At 40.9% G+C, this 20434-nt stretch carries 17 protein-coding genes; 4 read left to right on the forward strand and 13 right to left on the reverse strand.

The features are described 5' to 3' along the window. The first annotated feature begins 13 nt into the window (after positions 1–13). A complete protein-coding gene (locus tag ACGE0T_RS15510; RefSeq protein ID WP_459187517.1) occupies positions 14–1357 on the forward strand; it encodes a glucose-6-phosphate isomerase in 1344 nt (447 codons plus the stop codon). A gap of 132 nt (positions 1358–1489) precedes the next feature. Here ACGE0T_RS15510 and ACGE0T_RS15515 read toward each other — a convergent pair whose 3' ends face one another. Further along, the gene (locus tag ACGE0T_RS15515; RefSeq protein ID WP_459187518.1) at positions 1490–2089 is read right to left on the reverse strand and encodes a hypothetical protein; all 600 of its coding nucleotides are present in this window, start codon (positions 2087–2089) and stop codon (positions 1490–1492) included. 117 nt (positions 2090–2206) lie between these two features. Between ACGE0T_RS15515 and ACGE0T_RS15520 the strand changes: the two genes are divergently transcribed. Next, on the forward strand, positions 2207–2947 hold the full coding sequence (locus tag ACGE0T_RS15520; protein WP_459187519.1) for an HAD-IA family hydrolase: 741 nt from the start codon (positions 2207–2209) through the stop codon (positions 2945–2947). A gap of 104 nt (positions 2948–3051) precedes the next feature. Here the strand turns inward: ACGE0T_RS15520 and ACGE0T_RS15525 are convergent, their stop codons facing one another. Further along, entirely contained in the window at positions 3052–3939 is an 888-nt protein-coding gene (locus ACGE0T_RS15525; protein ID WP_459187520.1) for a sugar phosphate isomerase/epimerase family protein, read from the reverse strand. A gap of 151 nt (positions 3940–4090) precedes the next feature. Between ACGE0T_RS15525 and ACGE0T_RS15530 the strand changes: the two genes are divergently transcribed. Further along, positions 4091–5491 (forward strand): family 16 glycoside hydrolase, encoded by a 1401-nt coding sequence (locus ACGE0T_RS15530; protein WP_459187521.1) that lies wholly within the window; start codon positions 4091–4093, stop codon positions 5489–5491. Positions 5492–5773: 282 nt separating this feature from the next. On the opposite strand, the gene ACGE0T_RS15535 is transcribed toward ACGE0T_RS15530, so the two are convergent. The 6 genes from ACGE0T_RS15535 to ACGE0T_RS15560 all read right to left on the reverse strand — a co-directional run bounded on the left by ACGE0T_RS15535 (position 5774) and on the right by ACGE0T_RS15560 (position 12298). Next, the gene (locus tag ACGE0T_RS15535) at positions 5774–7036 is read right to left on the reverse strand and encodes an ABC transporter permease (protein WP_459187522.1); all 1263 of its coding nucleotides are present in this window, start codon (positions 7034–7036) and stop codon (positions 5774–5776) included. Between the two features lie 11 nt (positions 7037–7047). Beyond that, positions 7048–8226 carry an ABC transporter permease gene (locus ACGE0T_RS15540; protein ID WP_459187523.1) on the reverse strand — a complete coding sequence of 393 codons (1179 nt, stop codon included), beginning with the start codon at positions 8224–8226 and terminating at the stop codon, positions 7048–7050. After that, on the reverse strand, positions 8223–9236 hold the full coding sequence (locus ACGE0T_RS15545) for an HlyD family secretion protein (RefSeq protein ID WP_459187524.1): 1014 nt from the start codon (positions 9234–9236) through the stop codon (positions 8223–8225). Before ACGE0T_RS15545 ends, ACGE0T_RS15540 begins: the two co-directional genes overlap by 4 nt. A gap of 22 nt (positions 9237–9258) precedes the next feature. Further along, a complete protein-coding gene (locus ACGE0T_RS15550) occupies positions 9259–10653 on the reverse strand; it encodes a TolC family protein (RefSeq protein ID WP_459187525.1) in 1395 nt (464 codons plus the stop codon). Positions 10654–10796: 143 nt separating this feature from the next. Next, complete coding sequence (locus ACGE0T_RS15555) at positions 10797–11390, reverse strand: Crp/Fnr family transcriptional regulator (protein ID WP_459187526.1); 594 nt, start codon at positions 11388–11390, stop codon at positions 10797–10799. Between the two features lie 2 nt (positions 11391–11392). Continuing rightward, the gene (locus ACGE0T_RS15560) at positions 11393–12298 is read right to left on the reverse strand and encodes a hypothetical protein (RefSeq protein ID WP_459190488.1); all 906 of its coding nucleotides are present in this window, start codon (positions 12296–12298) and stop codon (positions 11393–11395) included. A 208-nt stretch (positions 12299–12506) separates the two neighbouring features. Here ACGE0T_RS15560 and guaA point away from each other — a divergent pair, with 208 nt between their 5' ends. After that, positions 12507–14027 carry a glutamine-hydrolyzing GMP synthase gene (guaA, locus tag ACGE0T_RS15565; RefSeq protein WP_459187527.1) on the forward strand — a complete coding sequence of 507 codons (1521 nt, stop codon included), beginning with the start codon at positions 12507–12509 and terminating at the stop codon, positions 14025–14027. A gap of 151 nt (positions 14028–14178) precedes the next feature. On the opposite strand, the gene mutL is transcribed toward guaA, so the two are convergent. The 5 genes from mutL to ACGE0T_RS15590 form a co-directional block, all read right to left on the reverse strand. Beyond that, on the reverse strand, positions 14179–16041 hold the full coding sequence (mutL, locus tag ACGE0T_RS15570; RefSeq protein WP_459187528.1) for a DNA mismatch repair endonuclease MutL: 1863 nt from the start codon (positions 16039–16041) through the stop codon (positions 14179–14181). Further along, on the reverse strand, positions 16041–16346 hold the full coding sequence (locus tag ACGE0T_RS15575; RefSeq protein WP_459187529.1) for a hypothetical protein: 306 nt from the start codon (positions 16344–16346) through the stop codon (positions 16041–16043). The genes mutL and ACGE0T_RS15575 overlap by 1 nt, the downstream gene beginning before the upstream one ends. A gap of 29 nt (positions 16347–16375) precedes the next feature. Continuing rightward, positions 16376–17911: an OstA-like protein gene (locus tag ACGE0T_RS15580; protein ID WP_459190489.1), complete on the reverse strand. Its 1536-nt coding sequence runs from the start codon at positions 17909–17911 to the stop codon at positions 16376–16378. 89 nt (positions 17912–18000) lie between these two features. Beyond that, a complete protein-coding gene (locus ACGE0T_RS15585) occupies positions 18001–19362 on the reverse strand; it encodes a peptidylprolyl isomerase (RefSeq protein WP_459187530.1) in 1362 nt (453 codons plus the stop codon). A gap of 26 nt (positions 19363–19388) precedes the next feature. After that, a complete protein-coding gene (locus ACGE0T_RS15590) occupies positions 19389–20243 on the reverse strand; it encodes a peptidyl-prolyl cis-trans isomerase (RefSeq protein ID WP_459187531.1) in 855 nt (284 codons plus the stop codon). Positions 20244–20434 lie beyond the last annotated feature (191 nt).

Raw genomic sequence — 20434 nt, forward strand, 5'->3', positions numbered from 1 at the left:
ATATCGAATAATTATGAAGAACATCAGTCTTAACATCGACAAAGCACTGGGAGCGGTTACTAAAGAACAAGTATACGCCCAGGCAGCAAAAGCAAATGAATGTAATGCGACTTTGCAGAACGGAAATGGCTTAGGTAACGACTTTTTAGGATGGTTGCATCTCCCCTCTTCTATTACAGATGCAGAATTAACTGATATTGAAAATACAGCAAACGTTCTTCGCTCCAAATGTGAAGTAGTCGTAGCTATAGGTATCGGAGGAAGCTACCTTGGAACAAAAGCCGTTGTAGAAGCAATGAACAACAGTTTCGACTGGTTGCATGCAGACCGCAAAAATCCGATTCTTCTATATGCAGGTCATAATATCGGCGAAGATTACCTATACGAACTTTGCGAAATTCTGAAAGGTAAACAATTCGGCCTTATCAATATCTCCAAATCCGGAACAACAACAGAACCGGCATTGGCTTTCCGTATGTTGAAAAAACAGTTGGAAGATGCTGTTGGCAAAGAAGAAGCTAAACATCGTATCGTTGCTATTACCGATGCAAAAAGAGGTGCTCTTCGTACACTGGCTGACCAGGAAGGTTACAAAACATTCATCATCCCTGATAATGTAGGTGGCCGTTTCTCTGTCCTGACTCCGGTTGGTTTATTGCCTATCGCCGTTGCAGGTATCAATATCCGTGACTTGGTTGCAGGTGCTGTATCTATGGAAAAAGCAACAGACATCAGCGTACCGTTTGCAGAAAACATCGCTGAAATCTACGCTGCAACTCGTAACGAATTATATAAGAGCGGCAAGAAAGTAGAAATTCTGGCTAACTTCCACCCGAAACTCCACTATATCGCAGAATGGTGGAAACAGTTATACGGTGAAAGTGAAGGAAAAGACGGCAAAGGCATTTTCCCGGCTTCCGTAGATTTGACTACTGACCTTCACTCTATGGGACAATGGATTCAGGATGGCGAACGTACTATCTTTGAAACTGTCATCTCCGTGGAAGAATCAAATCATAAAGTAGTTGTTCCTACAGACGAAGCTAACCTGGACGGCCTTAACTTCCTTGCAGGCAAACGCGTTGACGAAGTAAACAAAATGGCAGAACTGGGTACCCAGTTGGCTCACGTAGACGGTGGTGTTCCTAATCTTAAAATCACAATGCCGGCTGTAAACGCTTATTATATCGGACAGCTGTTCTATTTCTTTGAAAGAGCTTGTGGCATCAGTGGTTATATGCTGGGTGTCAACCCATTCGACCAACCGGGTGTTGAAGCTTATAAGAAGAATATGTTCGCCCTGTTAAACAAACCGGGATATGAAAAGGAAACTGAAGCTATCCGCGCAAGATTGTAATTCATAGTATTTACTACAATAAAAAAAGAAGCGGCCTTTTATAAGGTTCGCTTCTTTTTTTGTATGATTTTCCAATCTATTTACATCAATGGACAAAATGGATATAAAAGACAGGAATAAAGTTTTGAAATTTTACATTCTATATCTCAAGCCTGCAATAACAGTACCCATATGACCGAAGCCGACTTCCACAAATCCTGCAATCTGACGGCCTAATTCAATTCCAATGGGAGAAACCTGGTACATAAAGAAAGCCTTTGTCTTATATGCCTGCTGAGGCTGTTTGTTATCCACATAAGATGCTTTTGCTGTTGCAATGGCAACACCTGCATTGACACGGGAATATAAATTGACAAAGTTATAGTTATACCAATTATACTTAAATGAGGGACAAATCGTATAAGTTGAATACAGATAAGTACCTATCTCTTGCTTGTTATGCAAAATATATTTGTCATTATTGGAATATGAGAAAACCATACCGATTCCCCATTCTTCATCCGGATAAAACAAATAGCTGATATTGATTGCACCGAACTTCGCTTTGTCATCATGAATATCTACTGCATTTACAGGAGTAAAATAGTTATTATAATGATTCAACAAATCCCAGACAGGTAAAGCACCATAGCTTAACGAAACTTCATGCTGCAAATCTGTCCAATCCTCCGCCTTACTCTGATAAGTCAAAGAGAACAACAACAATGTCAATAATAATAATTTTTTTTTCATATTCTTCTGTTTTTATTGGTAATAATTAAACCCGGTAATCTCAGTATTAGCAATCAAAGATAGAACATTTCGGTAGGATTTTTATAACTTTGCCTATATTTTTTAAGTAAAGTAAAAATGATTCGACAAGCAATTAAAAATTATCTGCAGAAACAAAAACAAACTGAAATATCTCCAAAAGCTGTATTATTTGACATGGACGGTGTTTTGTATGATTCCATGCGTTTCCATTCCCGTTCATGGTATGAGACTGCCACTCATCATCACTTAATCTCGACTCCCGAAATTTTTTATATGTATGAGGGCCGTACAGGAGAAAGTACGATTAACGAACTATATAGGAAAACATTCAACAGGGATGCTACGGAAGAAGAAAAACAAGCTATCTACGAAGAAAAAGCAGCACTGTTCAACAAATATAATGATGGGAAAGCAATGCCCGGTGCTGTTGAAGTTTTATCGGAGGTAAAAGGATACGGGTTGCAAACCCTTGTCGTGACAGGCTCCGGACAACATAGCCTGATTGAAAAACTGGAACATACTTATCCCGGACATTTTCAACGGGAAAAGATGGTCACAGCTTTCGATGTTAAATACGGAAAGCCTCATCCCGAACCTTATTTGATGGGATTAAAAAAAGCAGGTGTCAAGGCAAATGAAGCTTTTGTTGTAGAAAACGCCCCGATGGGTGTAACTGCTGCCGTTGCCGCCGGTATTTTCACTATTGCTGTAAATACTGGTCCCCTTGCCGATAATATTTTAAAAAATGCCGGAGCGGATTTGCTCTATCCCGATATGCACAGTCTGGCAAACGACTGGAACAATATCATGACGGCTATTCAAGAAGTAAAAAATTAAATATAAAAATTTTACCAATCAATATATTGGTTTTCAAACAAAAAAAGCACAGACCAACGGTATATACCGTACAGCCTGTGCTTTTTACATAATCGCTAATTTATTTATTTTACATAATCCGCATTGTTCAGAAAATCATAGCTCTGCTGACAACTTGCAACCGGATCATTGTTTGTGTACTGTTCAACTTCCACGTACCAGTCTTTAATGTTGTTTGCATACATCTGGTCAAAAATAGGCTTGAAGTTCATCTTGCCACTTGCACCGATTTCCTTTTCATCCTTGATATGGATAGCCTTGAACTGGCTCGGACGGTTTTTCAAATAAGCTACAGGATCACCGCCACCAACTGTTACCCAATATACGTCCATTTCAAAGAATACGTGGTTCGGGCTTACATTATCCAACAGATAATCATAAATCAACTGGTCGCCGATTTTACGGAATTCAAAATCATGGTTGTGATAACCGAATGCAATACTTGCAGCAGCCGTCTTATAACCCACAGTATTGAAATAATCACAATACATCTTCAGGTCGTCTAATGTAGTCTGGTCATTAACCGGCATCCAAGGCTGAACCATATATTTCACACCCAGTTCGTTGTGAGCATCGATTGCCTGATCCCACCAGCCCATTACTTCAGCTTCTTTTTCCTTTGTGAAAGCCTGTCCAAGGTGTGCACTTGTACACTTCATACCCAGGTCGTTCACCATTTTCTTAAATTCGGAAGGAGCTAAACCGTATATCTTACCATTGTCGTAGCTTGCTGTTTCCAAATTCTTATACCCCATTTTAGAAGCTGTTTCCAATACTTTCTGAATACCTTCTTCTTTTACAAGGTCTCTTAATGAATACAGCTGAAGCCCTATATATTTAGATGATTCGGAAGATGCAGCTTTTCCTGCACATGAAGATAATAACTGAGGAGCTACCACACCTCCGGCTAACATAATAGATGCCCGCTTTAAAAAATCACGTCTGCTTTGCATAGTACTAAAAATTAAGTTTCTTGAGAATTTTTGCAAAAGTAAAACTATAATTGCAGTATACCTGTCATTATTCAGTTAAAATCAGCAAAAATGTTATCTTCTTTTTATTTTTCTTACCTTTGTAAGAACAATAAACTCAATTCTATATACTATGCACACGAAAAAAAACGTACTCACTTTTGCTATCGGATTATTCCTGTTTATAGCAACCTCCTGTTCCCAATCCAATAGCGGAAGCTTATTCGACGGAAGTAATATTAATAAATGGAATATTAGTGAAGGTGTAACTGCGGAAGACAATATCCTGTCTTTAAAAGGAACGGAATCCCAGGCTATCCTGAAAAATGGAAAGTATAAAAATTTTGACCTTACGATGGAAGTAAAAACCCAACCCGGAGCCAAAGGCAGTGTATATTTCCATACAGACCAATCGCTAAATAAAGGATACCGTGTGGCTATTAACAATGACCGCACCGACCCAGTCTGGTGGAAAATGACAGGCAGTCTGGAATCTGTTCGCAACCTTACCAAAAGTTTCGTGAAAGAAAATGAATGGTTCACAATGAATATTCGTGTAGACGGCAAGGAAATTTCAGTCTCGGTAGACAATGAACCGGTTGTGGATTATATCGAACCCACTGCACCTTACCGTATAAACTCCAATGTACAAACAGTACTTTCAGAAGGTACTTTTGCTATTGTCAACCATTCTCCCGGTGAAATACAAGTCAGGAATGTTGTGGTTAATGTGCTCGAACCTAAAACTGAATCAGAATTAACCGCTCAGTTGGCTGAAGCCATCGACGAACAAAATGACGATATTATAAAACTTCACCAGGAAAATTTCCCGGTACTGGACTATCATGTACATCTGAAAGGAGGGCTGACCAAAGAAGTTGCCGCACGCCAGTCACGTAAAGTGGGTATCAACTATGCCATTGCACCTAACTGTGGTATCGGTTTCCCGATAACCGACGACCAGGAAATCTATGCCTATCTGGACAGTATGCGTACCCAGCCGTTTATCCTCGCCATGCAAGCAGAAGGACGCGAATGGCTCAAAACATTTTCCCCGGAGGCGCGCAACGAATTTGATTATGTATTTACGGATGCCCTGACCTTTACCGATAATAAAGGACGCCGTACACGCTTGTGGATTCCGGAAGAGACCTGGATTGAAAATGAAGAACAATATATGGATTTGATTGTAGACCGTATCTGCATGGTCCTTCAGGAACCTGTAGACATTTACGTAAACCCCTGCTTCCTTCCCGAACCGATGAACCAGCGTTACGATGAGTTTTGGACAGAAGCACGTATGAATAAATTTATCGATGCATTGAAAAAAAGCGGAAAAGCCCTGGAAATAAACGACGTTTACCAAATTCCGAACAAGGCTATCCTATTAAAGGCTAAAGAAGCCGGTATTAAATTCACTTTTGGGACAAACAACGTAAAACCGGAAGTAGGTCAACTCAAATATTGTATCCGCATGAAAAAAGAATGTGGTCTTACCGCACAGGATATGTACAGGCCAAAGATTAAAATCTAACGGTTCCGACTTCTTTTTACAGATATCCAAATACAAAAACAACTACAGAATATCGATAATACGGAAAGCGCAGATTTATGCAGGTAGTATCTAATCATTAAATTAGTCTGCATAAATCTGCGCTTCGTTTGTATTGTTGGCTTCCCTTATCAACTTTAAAGATAGCTCTTTCTTATTTTTAGTTTCATACTTTGAAACCCGGAGTTTCTACGGCTGAAACTTTTTGTTTCAACCGCATGAAACTTTTTGTTTCACAGCTTGGAACTTTCTTGAAACTCCGTACTATCCGATAGTACTCTTACGCAAAGCCTGATGCATCTTCATATACTTGTACTGGGTAATGATTAGCTTACGACTTTTTATAATCTGATAACGGTACACCATACAAGCTGTAATGAAATAGACTCCGGCCTGTACCCAAAGTGTATGGTATTCATGTGCCACCTCATTCAATGTAGCTCCTGTAGTATTAATCCGTATGAATCCCTGAATGCCCGGAGTTGAAGGGAAGGCATAACCCACGACTTGCCAGAAAGGAGGAATCGCTTCTTTCGGCCAGGACACACCGGAAATAAACAGCAAAATAACCGAAGTAAAAACAAATACCAGCATTGGAGACTCACGGCTTCTCATAAATCCCGATAGAGTCATTGCCATAAATATACAAGCAAACAGATAGGGCAAGACAAACAGGACTACAGTCCACGGCTCACCCACTTGTGGCAGCGAAAACATCTTTGGTACTATTGCTAACACCCAAAGACACACTACAACATAAAGCAAGATGTAAGTCAATGACTTGCCAAATACAATTCGCAACGTCCCGTTAAAATGACGGCTAATTGGAACCAGACTACGAAAACGATTCTTTTCCCGCGCAGTTCCGCCCAACATGCCTATACCTAAAATCAACGTCTGTTGAAGTACCAATATCAGTATGGCCGGTACCAGAAAACTGGCAAAACCGTTCTGTGAATTAAATATGGCTACAGACTCGTAAGGAATAGGTTCCAGTAATATCTCTTCAGCCTTGCTTGAAGGCGCCGTTGAATTATGGGCCCTCAACTCCTTTCCTATCTCCAACGACACTTCCGTCGAGGCCAATAAGAATGCTTTGTAAAACAGCAGACTACTCATATCGCAATATAAGGAGACTGTAACCTGTTTGCCCTTATGCAAATCCTTACTAAACTCCGGCGGGAAAGACAGGATACCATATGCCTTCTTCTCATCCAGCATCTTTTTCGCTTCTGCCATATCTGTACATACGGATATGACTTTCACATCCGGCGTAGCATCCACTTTCCGTATAAACTCGCGGCTTAAATAGGAATCAGAGGGATCTACCACTACCATCTTTGCCTCATGTACGACTTCATTATTATAAATAAAGGCATATAACAGCGGATACGCCAAAGGAACCAGAAAGAAGAATATCATCACTCCGGAGTCTTTGAACACATTCTTCAATTCATCTTTCCAGATAAAAAAGGTGTCCTCTATACCTTGTTTTATTATATATCGTAAACGATTTTCTCTCTTCATAACACTACGTTTTACGGAATATATTTAAAGTATAATAATGCCTCTTTCAGATTTTTGCCAATAAGGAACGGTAAAATCAGAAAACCAAGCAACCAAATATATTCAGTACATGAATAGAATATATCCCGCCCGTTTAATGCCTGATCCACATAAATCAGGAAATAATGGCGAAGCGGAAAAAGGTCGGACAAAGCCTGCAATGTAGGGTCCATACCCAATACCGGAAATGAAAAACCGACGATGGAAAAGGCAATCATGCCGAATAAACTGGCAAAACTCAATCCCAACCGTAATGTCGGCAATACGCCAATCATAAAAACGCCTACCGCCTGCGAAGCGATGACAAGCAGGAATATAGCCAGCAACATAGGTCCCCAGCCGCTATGCAACGGGAACGAATTAAATCCATACAGTGCCGCACTAAACATGAAGGCTATTATGGTAAAAATAATTGTCTGTGGCAACAACTTACCCAGCAAACTTACTGTCAGCGAATTGCCTCCCATCCGCAACCATTCGCGTGATGTGGAATATTTGATTTCCGTACCGATGCTAAACACCGTTATTAAAAAAATCATCAATTGCAGGACTCCCGGCAAAAGTGTATTATTCAAATAAACCGAATAGTTCAACCAGGGATTCCCCAAAGCATGCGTATCGATTACAATCGGTTGAAGCTGTGCCATTATCTGGTCGTTCGTATATCCTTTTGCCAACCCGGTCTGCAAACCGACGGAAGCACCAGCCAGGACGGACATGGTTTTCATATCCCGGAACAATAGGGAAGCAGCTATCAGATAGGTTGCATTCGTATAAAATGACAAACGAGGCTGTCTGCCGGCTACTGCATCTACACCAAAATCTTTGGGTATATAAAAAATACCGTAAACAGTTCCTTTTTGCATCTCGGTACGTGCCTCATCGAACGAAACAGTCTTTGTCACCACTTTCGTTTGTTCAAAGGCATCCAACTGCCGGATTAAATTTCGGGAAGTAGCCGAGCCATCCAAGTCCACAACGGCAATCGGCATGTCTGTCGGCAAGCCATCGCGCATCAGTGAAAGGAAAAAGATGACACAGATAGCCGGTGCAATCAGCATACAGAAGAAATAAATCGGCTTACTGGTCAGCCGGATTATTTCCCGTTTGGCAATTCTACCGATACTATGTAAACTTTCTTCGAATGTCATAATATATCATTTCCCTTCTTCTTCATGATTACAGACATTCCCGGACGCAGGTCTTTGATTTTTTCCAATGGACGCGCACGGACTTCAAATGTCTTCGAATCATACTGACCGGTTGTTTTTGTGGCTTTCCAGGCTGCATACGAACCTAAATCTTTCATATAATAGACTTTCAGCTTCACTTCCTGGTTATCCAATGCAGGAATAAAGGCATTCAGTTCGGAACCGATTTTGATATCCTTCAATAAATCTTCACGTACACTGAAGGTAACCCACATATCATTCAGGTCTGTTATATTCATGATAGGAGCCCCGGTTCCGACCAACTCACCCACCTGCGGGAAACGTTCGGAAATTTCGCCGTCAATCGGAGAAACCAAAGCAGATTCTTTCAGGTAAGATTCGACTTCCGCAACTGCACCGCCTGCCTGCTGAACCAAAGCTGCAGCTGCTGCCTTATCTTCCGTACGGGCACCGGACTGTGCCATGTCGTATTGTGACTTAGCCGCTTTTTCTGTTGCCACCATCGCTTTATAGTTTGCTTCCGCTTCATCCCGTTTCTGAGCAGACATCACGCCTTTGTCATACAGGTTTTGTACACGGGTATATGATTTCTTTGCGATTTCCAGGCCGGCCTGTGCCTTCTGCCACATTTCATAAGCAGCAGCAATCTCCTGCACACGTGCCCCTTTTATAGCTTTGGCATTCTGTGCTTCGGCAGCTTTTTGTGCAGCTTCCGCCTGCTGAAGTTTAGCTAATACTTCCGGAGTATTCAGGAACACCAGTGTATCGCCTTCTTTCACCTTGTCTCCTTCGCCAAAGCGGTATGCCTCTATTCGTCCGGGTACTTTACCGGAAATACGAACCTGAGTAGCTTCTGCTTGCCCCATGATTATATCGTCGGGAGGTGTCAAAAGAAAGAAACCGGTTAATGCAACTAATCCGATCACAACTAAAACCGTGATAAATGCCAAGAGCATGTTACTGATCGAAAACTTCTTATTCTCGTTCATCTTATGTATATTTTTATTGTTATTATTCTTCTTCGTTATTTACGGAAAGTTTACCCATTGCTTTTGTCAGATAGACATTTGCCAGCTTCTGTTCGATCTGTGCATCGATCAGGCTGGAGCGGGCGGAAACCCAAGCTGTCTGTGCCTGCATAAGATTCAAGGCAGGAATCACACCTTCCTCGAATCCATAGTTGGCATGGCGCAAGTTCTCTTCTGCATTTTCCATATTGCGTGAAGAAGCGATCACCTTTTTATTTGCCTCGTTCACTTTGTATACGGATTGGTTCACCTGCAATTCTATCTTCTCACGGGCATCTTCCAGCTCCAGAGACTTGATACGTGTTTCGGCACGTGCCGCATTCCGCTTCAACGAACCTTCCCACCAACCGGACAGTGGGACTTTTACCATAACCCCGAGATTGAACATTCCGGCAAATTCGTTTTTATACCCATTAAACACGTTCGGATTAGTTACTAAATAATTCGCTGTAAATGCCACATTCGGCAACATGTCCGCCAATACAATACGTTCCTTCCGCTTATAGATTTTAGAGGCCAGGTCAAGGCTCCTCAACTCGTCGCGGTTCATAAATGCCTCACTCACATCTGCTGCTGCCTCCGATGACATGGCTGGTAAACTTTCTATATTTTCATCAGCCAAAGCAAAAGATTCATCCAGTGGTAATCCACAGACCTGAGCAAGGAGCATACGCGATAATGCCAATCCGTTATCGACTTTCGTTTGAGCCATCTCTGCCTCATTCAGCTTTACTTTTACAGAAAGGCCGTCAGCTTCCGTTGCTACACCTTCGGTAATCATAGCTGTTATATCATGGTCTGTCTTACGAAGCAATTCGACATAAGCATCCGCCAGTTTCTTTTTATTGATTAAAGAAATTACCTGCCAGTAGGTTTCATCCGTTTTATAGATAACATCCTGGAGTTGCAAATCATTCATCGATTCGGCCAGTTGCTTTGCATATTTGGTTATCTGATTGTAAGAAACAATCTTTCCGCCCATAAAGACAGGCTGTACCAACGATACGCTGCCAATCCACACATTCTGGATATCCAGATGCTGGACACTATTTACACCGTCCATAAGTTTATTGAATGCAGGGAGTTGGGCTATCGGTCCCAATGCTGACCCCAGCGAAGAGCTTAAAGCTCCCATATCGAGCAGGTTAAAGTCTTTCTGGTTCCACATATATCCTCCCATTGCTGAAATCTGGGGGAAATACTTAGTCAGGGCCGCCTTCTTTTCATTGTCGGCTACTTTCACTTTCTCGCCGGAAATCTGCAATTCTTTATTGTTTTGAATAGCCAAATTACGACATTCTTCTAACGTTAGTGTGCGTTGCGAACTGGCATAGCCAGAAGAAATAAGCAACAGCGCCAATACAACAATCCGTTTCATCTTTATATTTATTTTAATCGGAAAAACCGGTTTTTAATCATTACATCCATACCTCTTATAACTATAACAAATATGTCAGAGAACAAATATATGAATTTGAGGACAAAAGTACTGGTTTGGTTTAAATATAAAGTTGAATTAATTCAATTAAAGATGCGTTTCTTCAATTTACAATACCAGGTATTGCTAATTCCCATATAATGAGCTATATATTTATCGGGTACACGGTTTATAATCCACTTGTAATGCGTGTAGAGATACTTGATAAATTCTTCCGCAGTTGAAGATTGGCGGATGGCAAACATTGTATAAAGTTTGGAGATAATGGTTAACATAATATTCTGATAATAAGAGGCAAAAAGCGGATACCGCAAAGAAAGGTCCTCTATATGGGCACGCGAAAAACATAATAACTCGCCCGATTCTACCGCTTTGATCTCAAAATCAGAAGGTTGCTGGGTGAAATACCCAATGGCAGAAAGAAAAGGATACTGATGTTCGGAAGCAAAACCTGTTACACATTCGTTTCCTTTATCATTTATAAACAGATTGATAAAGACGCCTTTATTAATGAAATAAGCGTCCTGACACAACTGTCCTGTACGAAGCAGGTAATCACCCTTCTTCACATACACGAGCTTTGCATGGCTTTCCAGTTCGCTCAAAAAAACCTCATTGCGCGCAAGAGCTTCCGGTATATCTGCCAAAAGCCTTGCGAAATGAGCCTTCACCTCCATTTTTATTTTTCTAATGTAAAGTTCTTACGACCGATCAGGTTTCCATCGGTAAAAACATCTACACGGTAAGTTCCGGGAGAAAGGAATTCCTCTATATCCCAGTACATCGTAACAGGCAATTCTTCACCCTCATATTCTACGAGTTTCTTCATAGAATAGTTTATTTCTTTTCCTTCGAATGTAAATACATTGGCACGGCTCTTCACCAGAATGTCATCATCCGGCTTCATGATACGTACGTAGATTGTCTTTTCTCCGACTGGAGCTGTAATATTCTTGGCAATACGAAAATCGACAACGAACTGTTCCATCTTCTTGATAGTCTTCGCCAACTTGCCACGCGAGTTAACCGGAGTAACGTTAATACCCGTAGCATCCAGACGGCTTGCCAAGGTTACACGTTCGGTCAGTTTCTCCTTTTCTTTTCTTAAGGAGGAAGCAGTAGAAGTTGCCTGCTGGTATTTTCTTACAGCTTCATTCTTTTCAACAGTCAGCTGTTTGGCTACACGGTCGAGGGAGTCAATCTGGATAACATAATTACGCATAATCTTACGTAAGGTTTCCAATTCTTTTTTCAGGCGCGAAATTTCTTTCGTATTAGTTGCTTTTACCGTACGAAGTTCTTCCTGCAAACGCTGCACTTTAGCTTGTTCGGTAGATAATAAATTCAACAGGGAATCGTTGCCCACACTGAATTTATAATTTTCATATTGCAGGGATAATTCGTTAAATTCATCCTGGAGTGTTTCTTTATCCAAATCGTACATTTGGACCAGATCATTCATTTGCTGCTTCTGGTGGTAAATATAATAAGCAGCACCCGCAATAATTAACGCTAATAAAATCACTGCCATAATAAGCAGCGACATCTTATTTATCTCTTTTGTTTCTTTCTTTTCTGTATCCATTACGGTCATCTCTAAAATGAACATGCAAAGGTAATCTTTAATCAGATGTAAGGAAATATATCCCTTGCATTTATACATTTTTTAAGAGTGTTATTTTTTAAATAGATTCCCAACCCTGTTCCGGAGCTATCAAAATCCATTATCTATAACAAACAATCCGAATATTATTCCTACCTTTGTGCCACTCAATTAAATAATAATAATTTGCATGCACGAGAGACTTATTATTCTTGATTTCGGCTCGCAGACAACTCAATTAATAGGACGTAGAGTCCGTGAGTTGAACATGTATTGCGAGATTGTTCCTTATAACAAATTTCCTCACGATGCTACAGACGTTAAAGGGGTAATCCTTTCCGGAAGCCCTTATTCAGTGTATGATGCAAATGCATTTAAAGCTGACCTGAGCGAAATACGCGGTAAATATCCTGTTTTAGGAATTTGTTACGGAGCGCAGTTCCTGGCATATACATCCGGTGGAAACGTTGAACCGGCTAATTCTCGCGAATACGGACGTGCCAATCTATCGTATATCGACAATGAAGATCCTTTGCTGAAAGGTATCAGTACAGGTTCTCAAATCTGGATGTCGCACGGAGACACCATTACTGTTCTTCCCGAACATTTCAAAGTGATTGCCAGCACAGACGATGTGAAGGCGGCAGCTTACCATGTAGAAGGCGAACAGACTTGGGGTGTACAGTTCCATCCAGAAGTATTCCATACAACAGACGGGACGAAGTTGCTGGACAATTTCCTGAATATCTGCGGATGTGCCAAAGACTGGACTCCGGCTTCCTTCATCGAATCGACAGTTGCCGAACTGAAAGAACAACTGGGTGACGATAAAGTAATCCTGGCTCTTTCCGGTGGTGTTGATTCCTCTGTTACTGCTGTACTGTTGAACAGAGCTATCGGCAAAAACCTGACTTGTATTTTCGTTGACCACGGATTACTCCGCAAAAACGAATTTGAAAACGTATTGAAGGATTATGAACACCTGGGCTTGAATGTGATTGGTGTAAACGCAAAAGATAAGTTTTATGGTGAACTGGCCGGCGTAAGCGATCCTGAAAAGAAACGTAAGATTATAGGAAAAGGCTTCATCGATGTATTCAACGAAGAGGCAATCAAATTAAAAGATATCAAATGGCTGGGACAAGGTACTATCTATCCGGATGTTATCGAATCCCTGTCTATCACCGGTACGGTTATCAAGAGTCATCACAATGTAGGCGGCCTGCCTGAAAAGATGCATTTGAAGCTGGTTGAACCTTTGCGCCTGTTGTTTAAGGACGAAGTTCGCCGTGTAGGTATCGAACTGGGTATGCAACCGCACTTGATTAAACGCCATCCGTTCCCGGGTCCGGGTCTGGGTATCCGTATCTTGGGCGACATCACTCCTGAAAAGGTTCGTATTCTTCAGGATGCAGACGACATCTATATGTCTCTGATGCGCGAATGGGGTTTATATGACAAAATCTGGCAAGCCGGCGCAATCCTGCTTCCTATCCGTTCCGTTGGTGTAATGGGTGATGAACGTACATATGAAAATACGGTTGCATTACGTGCCGTTACTTCTACTGATGCAATGACTGCCGACTGGGCACAGTTGCCTTATGAATTCCTTGCAAAGGTTTCCAACGAAATCATCAATAAGGTAAAAGGAGTAAACCGCGTAGTGTATGACATTAGCTCCAAGCCGCCCGCAACTATAGAGTGGGAATAATTTCCACTTCTGCATAGGCATTGTAAAGGTCTTTTTAAGAACATAGGTGTTTTAATTTCAAAACATATATGCTTTGCATTCAAAAGATATATGTTTTAATTTTAAAACACCTATGTTTTGTTTTACTCCCCCTTCCGGGTATAAAACAAACTTATTTAAACCTTTTTTCTATCTCGTCATCCATCAACATGGAAATGATTGTTTTTCCGTCCGGAGTAAGGTTCGAATCCTGGCAGGAAAAAAGTGAAGCGATAATATGATCCATCTCTTCCGCCGAAAGCGTTTTCCCAGGATGAATCGCTGCTGCCTTTGCCAACGACAAGGCCAATGAGTTGCATATTTCTTCATGTACTTCACAACCCGTATCTATTGCACGGTCCACCATATCCCGGATTAATGCCACCATGTCCAGATTCTCCAGACCGGCAGGCAAACCATTAATGGCATAACTGTTATTTCCCAAGTGAGTCAGATCAAAACCGATAAACCGCAGGTCTTCCAACAAAGCAGGAACAATTGCTGCTTCTATCGGGGTAAATTCTATCATTTCAGGAAACAGGATTTGCTGGGAAGCTCCCTTCTGCTGCCTGATATTCTGTATATACTGGTCGAACAAGATTCGTACATGCGCACGGTGCTGGTCTATCAAAGCCAGGCCGGATTTCAAGGAGGTTATGATATAACGTCCTTTATACTGATAGCAAAGATTCGATACTTCGGTAAATAAGCTATCGGAAGTATCCGGCTGTACAACTTCATCGGCATCTATTATATCAGGAGTAACCGTTTCCGGAACCTCAAACATTTCCGGTTCCGCCTCTACCGCAGCCGAACGGTCTTCTTCAAAATCCTTATATAGCTTCGACCAGTCAAATTCCGGCTTTTTATAGGATGTATTTTCAAAGGGATTATACCCGGAGTTCACCTGCACATGAGGAGCCTTATAGCTTTCAGCTTCTTTTACCGGATTATAGACTGGAATATCTATAGCGTCTTCCACATCGAAATCGATGGTAGGTATGGCGCTCGACTTAGCCAATGCCTCACGGACAGCAGCCATCAGGATTTGCCAGATAGGTTGTTCATTCTCAAATTTGATTTCCGTCTTGGTAGGATGGATATTCACATCGATTGTTGCCGGGTCGAGGGTGAAATAGACAAAATAATTAGGTTGTTCACCTGCCGGAATAAGCTGTTCGTATGCCTGCATCACCGCCTTATGAAAATACGGATGCTTCATAAAACGTCCGTTTACAAAGAAATATTGCAAAGCACCGCGTTTCTTGGCTGAATCAGGACGACCTACAAAACCGGAAACTGTAACTAACGAACTTTGCGCATCAACAGAGAGCAATTTCTGGTTCAGCGTCTTTCCATAGATATTGATAATACGCTGGCGTAATCCGGATTCAGGCAAGTTAAATATCTCGGCATCATTATGATAAAGAGACATTGCCACTTGTGGGTTAACCAGTGCTATCCGTTCAAACTCTGCAATGATATTCCTAAATTCCGTTTCATTCGATTTCAAAAACTTACGGCGTGCCGGAACATTAAAAAAGAGGTTTTTAACCGAGAATGAGCTTCCTTCGTTACAAGCATCCGGCTCTATACTTTCCAGGTTTGAACCGGAGAAAACCAAATGTGTACCTAACTCCGAACCTTGCAGCCGGGTACGTAGTTCTACCTGGGCAACGGCAACAATAGAAGCCAGTGCCTCACCTCGGAACCCCATTGTGTGAAGGGAGAAAAGATCGTCTGCTTTGGATATTTTGGAAGTTGCATGGCGTTCGAAAGCCATACGGGCATCAGTTTCAGACATACCCTTTCCATTATCGATAACCTGGACTAAGGTACGTCCGGCATCTTTTATATTGACCTGAACCTGACTGGCTCCGGCATCTATTGCATTTTCGACCAACTCTTTTACGACTGATGCCGGTCGCTGAATTACCTCTCCTGCGGCAATCTGGTTGGCAATACTATCGGGAAGTAAATGTATTATATCACTCATTACGAAATAAACAAATACCAGAACAATACTCCCAATACACCCAATACAAGCAACAATTTAACATTCTTATAAGTGCGGCTGCGGGAGTCATTGCCCCTGTCGTGACTCTTTTTCAGGTGTGAAGTACCTTCAATAAAAGTACCTTTTATCGAAGGTTTATATTCTTCCTCAGGTACTTCCAGTCCCATTTCCTGCTTCACTGCTTGAATCCGTTTCTCCATAGCCTCTTTATGGGGATCCCAATAAATAGGTTTATGTTCATACTGGCGAGGCTTGCGAACATTATAAAATGAGAAAAGTGCCATAACTTTATATTTAAATTGTTATACGACTGCTAATGTACAAATTTATTGCTTCTTTTGGGAGTCTCACTTGATTTTCTTTTAACGACCTGATAAATATCATCCTTGTTTTTAGGACGCAAATAATCAAACCAATAGAAATCTTTCAAAGTTTTCTGTTCGGGTTTCAGGTCCGGGATAGGCGTAAGACTTCCCACAGGGCTTGGCCATATTTTCAACTTATCCAGCTTATTCTCCTTAATCCAAATTGTCAGGAAACCGCTTTTCGTAGCATTCAAACCGATCTTCGCGCCATCATTTTCAAGCGGATAAAAAATAGACTCCGCATTTCCTGCCACATCAATCTGTTTAATTGCCTGGTTCTCGAAATAAGCCTTCAAATCATTCCCTTTCAATTGGTTATAATAGGTGGAATCGAGATGTTGGGCTGCAAATGCAAACTGGATAACATGGGCATAATCGATAGTGCTGTCGTTCATGAATAACGCTATCGTATCGCCATACATTTGATATTGTTCATTCCACAATACAGGTTCCTTATACATATAAAGAACCGAATCACGGGTATTAAACTGCATGGAATCGCATACGCCTTGCATATCCGTACGATAGAAACGAACACCATAAAAAGCTTTTATTTCACGGTAAATGGAATCGACGGTCATCATTTCCAAGGTATCCGCATGCAGGTATAAAGTATCCCCCTGGGAATATTCCAACATACGGGCACTATCCGTTGCAAAAGCATAATCTGTCTTTTCATTGAAGAAGCCGTACTCACCTTTCAGGGTAACATGTTTTGCGGTATCTATCAGGCTCATATTACCAAATGCTTCACCAAAGCCAGACGCACGGTCATAAAAAATAGAGTCCCCCATCAGGATACGCTCTCCGGACTCAACCCACGACTGGTCTAATAATAAAGAAGTATTATCTATCGTATTGTACCACCCCCGGGTAGAATGAATCGTACCGCTGTCTGATACTATAATAGACGGACCTAAGATCGTTGCTATTTTTGAATCGGTCTGATAATGAAGCGTATCGGAATACAAGGTAAAATCAGAATTTTCAAGGCGGACACTATCATTAAATATAGCCAGCTTTGTAGCAGGAGAATACTGTCCATAAAATGAAGACAACTGGTTCAGGGAGTCGACAATCATCCCACCTTCAAAATAGTAACCGATATCCGGTATTCTCTCGTAGTTCAGGCTATCGGTAAAAAGCGTAACCTGTCCATTCTCCATACGGACATTTTCACGCAAATAAGCAATCTGGGTATTTCCGTCATAGAAAAGATAATTCCCGTATACAAACAAAGTATCCCCTTGTTCCATACGCACGTTGCTAAATGCCTCCAATGAGTTTTGCTGCTCAAAAAAGTAAGCACTATCGCAATACATATAGGAACTATCGTGCCGGAAACAAACATTTCCAACCAGAACCTGGGCATCCGGATTAACGGCTTTATCAAATGATAAAGTATTTGTATGCTCAAGAAAAATCTTTGTTTTCTTAACAGCTTTACTGGTATCCTGCTTAATAGTATCTTGAGGCACCCCCATTCCAGAAGTACCCGAAACTTGAGTCTGGGCAAAGACACAGACTAACAAGCAGAAAAATAGGGTTGTAAAAACAAATTTATTTGAAGTCCTCATTCTTTAATCCAACCTGGATACTTAAAATCACAGTTACGCCAACCGTCACTTATACGCACATAAGTTGACTTTTGCTTTTTAACAATCCAGTTTTTCAATAATTCTTCACGTTTTTTAGCTTCAACGATTGTCTTCAATGCCTGATAATCGTCTGCTAAATTTGCTTTATGATGTTCTACACGGCTTTTCAGTTTGACAATGGCAACCACATCTTTCTGTTTATCAGTAATCATGGTAAAAGGTTTGGATATATCACCCACTTCCATATTATCGACAATCTTACCTATTTCCTGAGGCAATTCCGCCATCTCGAATTTAGGTGTCCCATTATTATTCCCTTCTGATTTCAGGTTTACCATCAACCCTTTGTTATTACGGGTATCCTTATCTGAAGACAGGAATGTAGCAGCTTCCTCAAAAGTAAACTTCTTATCCTGCAAATCATTATATAAAGAGTCCATACGAGCCGTAGTAGCTGTCAGTTCTTTTTCCGAAACTTTCGGTTTCAACAAAATATGGCGGCAATTGATACGGTCGCCACGCTTTTCTATTAACTGGATAATATGATAGCCGTACTCTGTCTGTACAATCTGGGATACTTTTTTCGGATCATTCAAGTTAAATGCCACATTGGCAAATTCAGGAGCCAGCAAACCTTTACCTGTAAAGCCTAACTCGCCACCCTTCATTGCAGAACCCGGGTCTTCCGAGTATAAACGGGCAAGTGTGGAAAATTCATACTTGCCTGTATTTACATCATCTGTAAACTGACGTAAACGGGCTTTAATAGCATCGATTTCTTCCAGTGGAATTTTAGGTTCCATCGTGATGATCTGCACTTCCACAGTAGTAGGAATTGTTGGCAAACTATCTTTAGACAAGTTGTTATAATACCGGCGAACTTCGGAAGGCGTCAGTTTTATATCCCCAACAAGCTCACGCTGCATACGCTGTACAGTCTGCTGCTCACGGAACTTCTCTTTCTGTTCTTCCTTTATCTGAGATATTTTTTTATTAAAATACTCTTCCACTTTTTCTTTTGAACCAATCTGGTTGATCGCCCAGTTTACCCACTGGTCTGCTTGCTGGATAACCTGGTTCTCATCCACTTCCACACTATCTAACTTTGCTTGGTTCAGATATAATTTCTGAATTGCCATTTCTTCCGGAATCACACAATATGGGTCACCATCAAAACGTTGACCTTCATTCTGCAAATACAACCGCTGGGATTCGACATCTGAACGCAAAATAGCATCATCTCCTACCACCCACACAATTTCATCTATCACATTCTCCTGTGCCATTACAGCGCAAGATAAACAGGTAAGAAAAAATACAGCTAAAATCTTTTTCATATATATATCATTCTATTATTTACAATTTATGGCTCTGTATAAAACTGTACATCACCATCTTTCACAGCATCGTTATACAACTCATCTTCAAACTTTTTCAGGAATTCCACCTTACGCAAGTTTGTCAACATCTCTTCTATCTGCGGTCCGGCATACTCATAAGGTGCAATGCTTCCTACCGGCAAATATTCTTTTATATTCAACAAATAACAATAACTGCTATCTGCTACCTCCACAAATTTATGCGTTTTCAAAAACTCATTCGGATTGGCAACATGAACAGGTATATTATCCATAATCTCGTCAAAGTCCACCCATTTATCATAAAAGTAATCATAAATGCTAGCGTTTTGCACACTGTACTTTTCTATTTTTTCCAGTGATGCTTCAGAAGTTGACCGATACCAGTCCTTTACATTCGGAAGTCCCGGAGCATCTGCCGGTATTTTCAGGAACAAGCCTTTTATCAGAGCTTTGTCAAGAACAAACTTTTTCTGATTTTCATCATAATACTTATGTTTGTCACTTTCTCTCAAACTTGCCGATAGTTTTTCCCGTACCAAACGTTCCTGGTAACGGTAACGGACTAATGAACGACGATAATCCTCTACCAATTTGTCAACATCCTCTTTTTCATTTCCAAGATTGCGTAGCGCCACATCATAAACCAAGGCATCCTTTATCCATTTCTTCATAATATTTTCCGCAAACAGTAAACTGTCAGCAGAGGAAACCGCACGTGGTATCTGATCTACAACTTCAGAACGCCTAAGGACACGATCCTTCACTCTTACCAATGCATCCGAATCTTCTACCGGCTGCGTATTCTTGCAAGAACACAGCAAAGATACAAATGCTATAAAAATGAAGCAATATCTCATAACTATCTCTTAACTATTTCTTTATTTTTTCTCCCTTTAATAAGGTCTGATTCTCCTTACTATCGTTACTACATGAAAATCAGGTTACAAAAATAACACTAATCTAACGGATACCTAACTAAAAAAGTATGAGTCCCTATTAAATTAGTGTTTTTTATAATTGGTGTGATTTACATTATCAATAGAGTTTA

Source organism: Parabacteroides sp. APC149_11_2_Y6 (assembly GCF_054506995.1).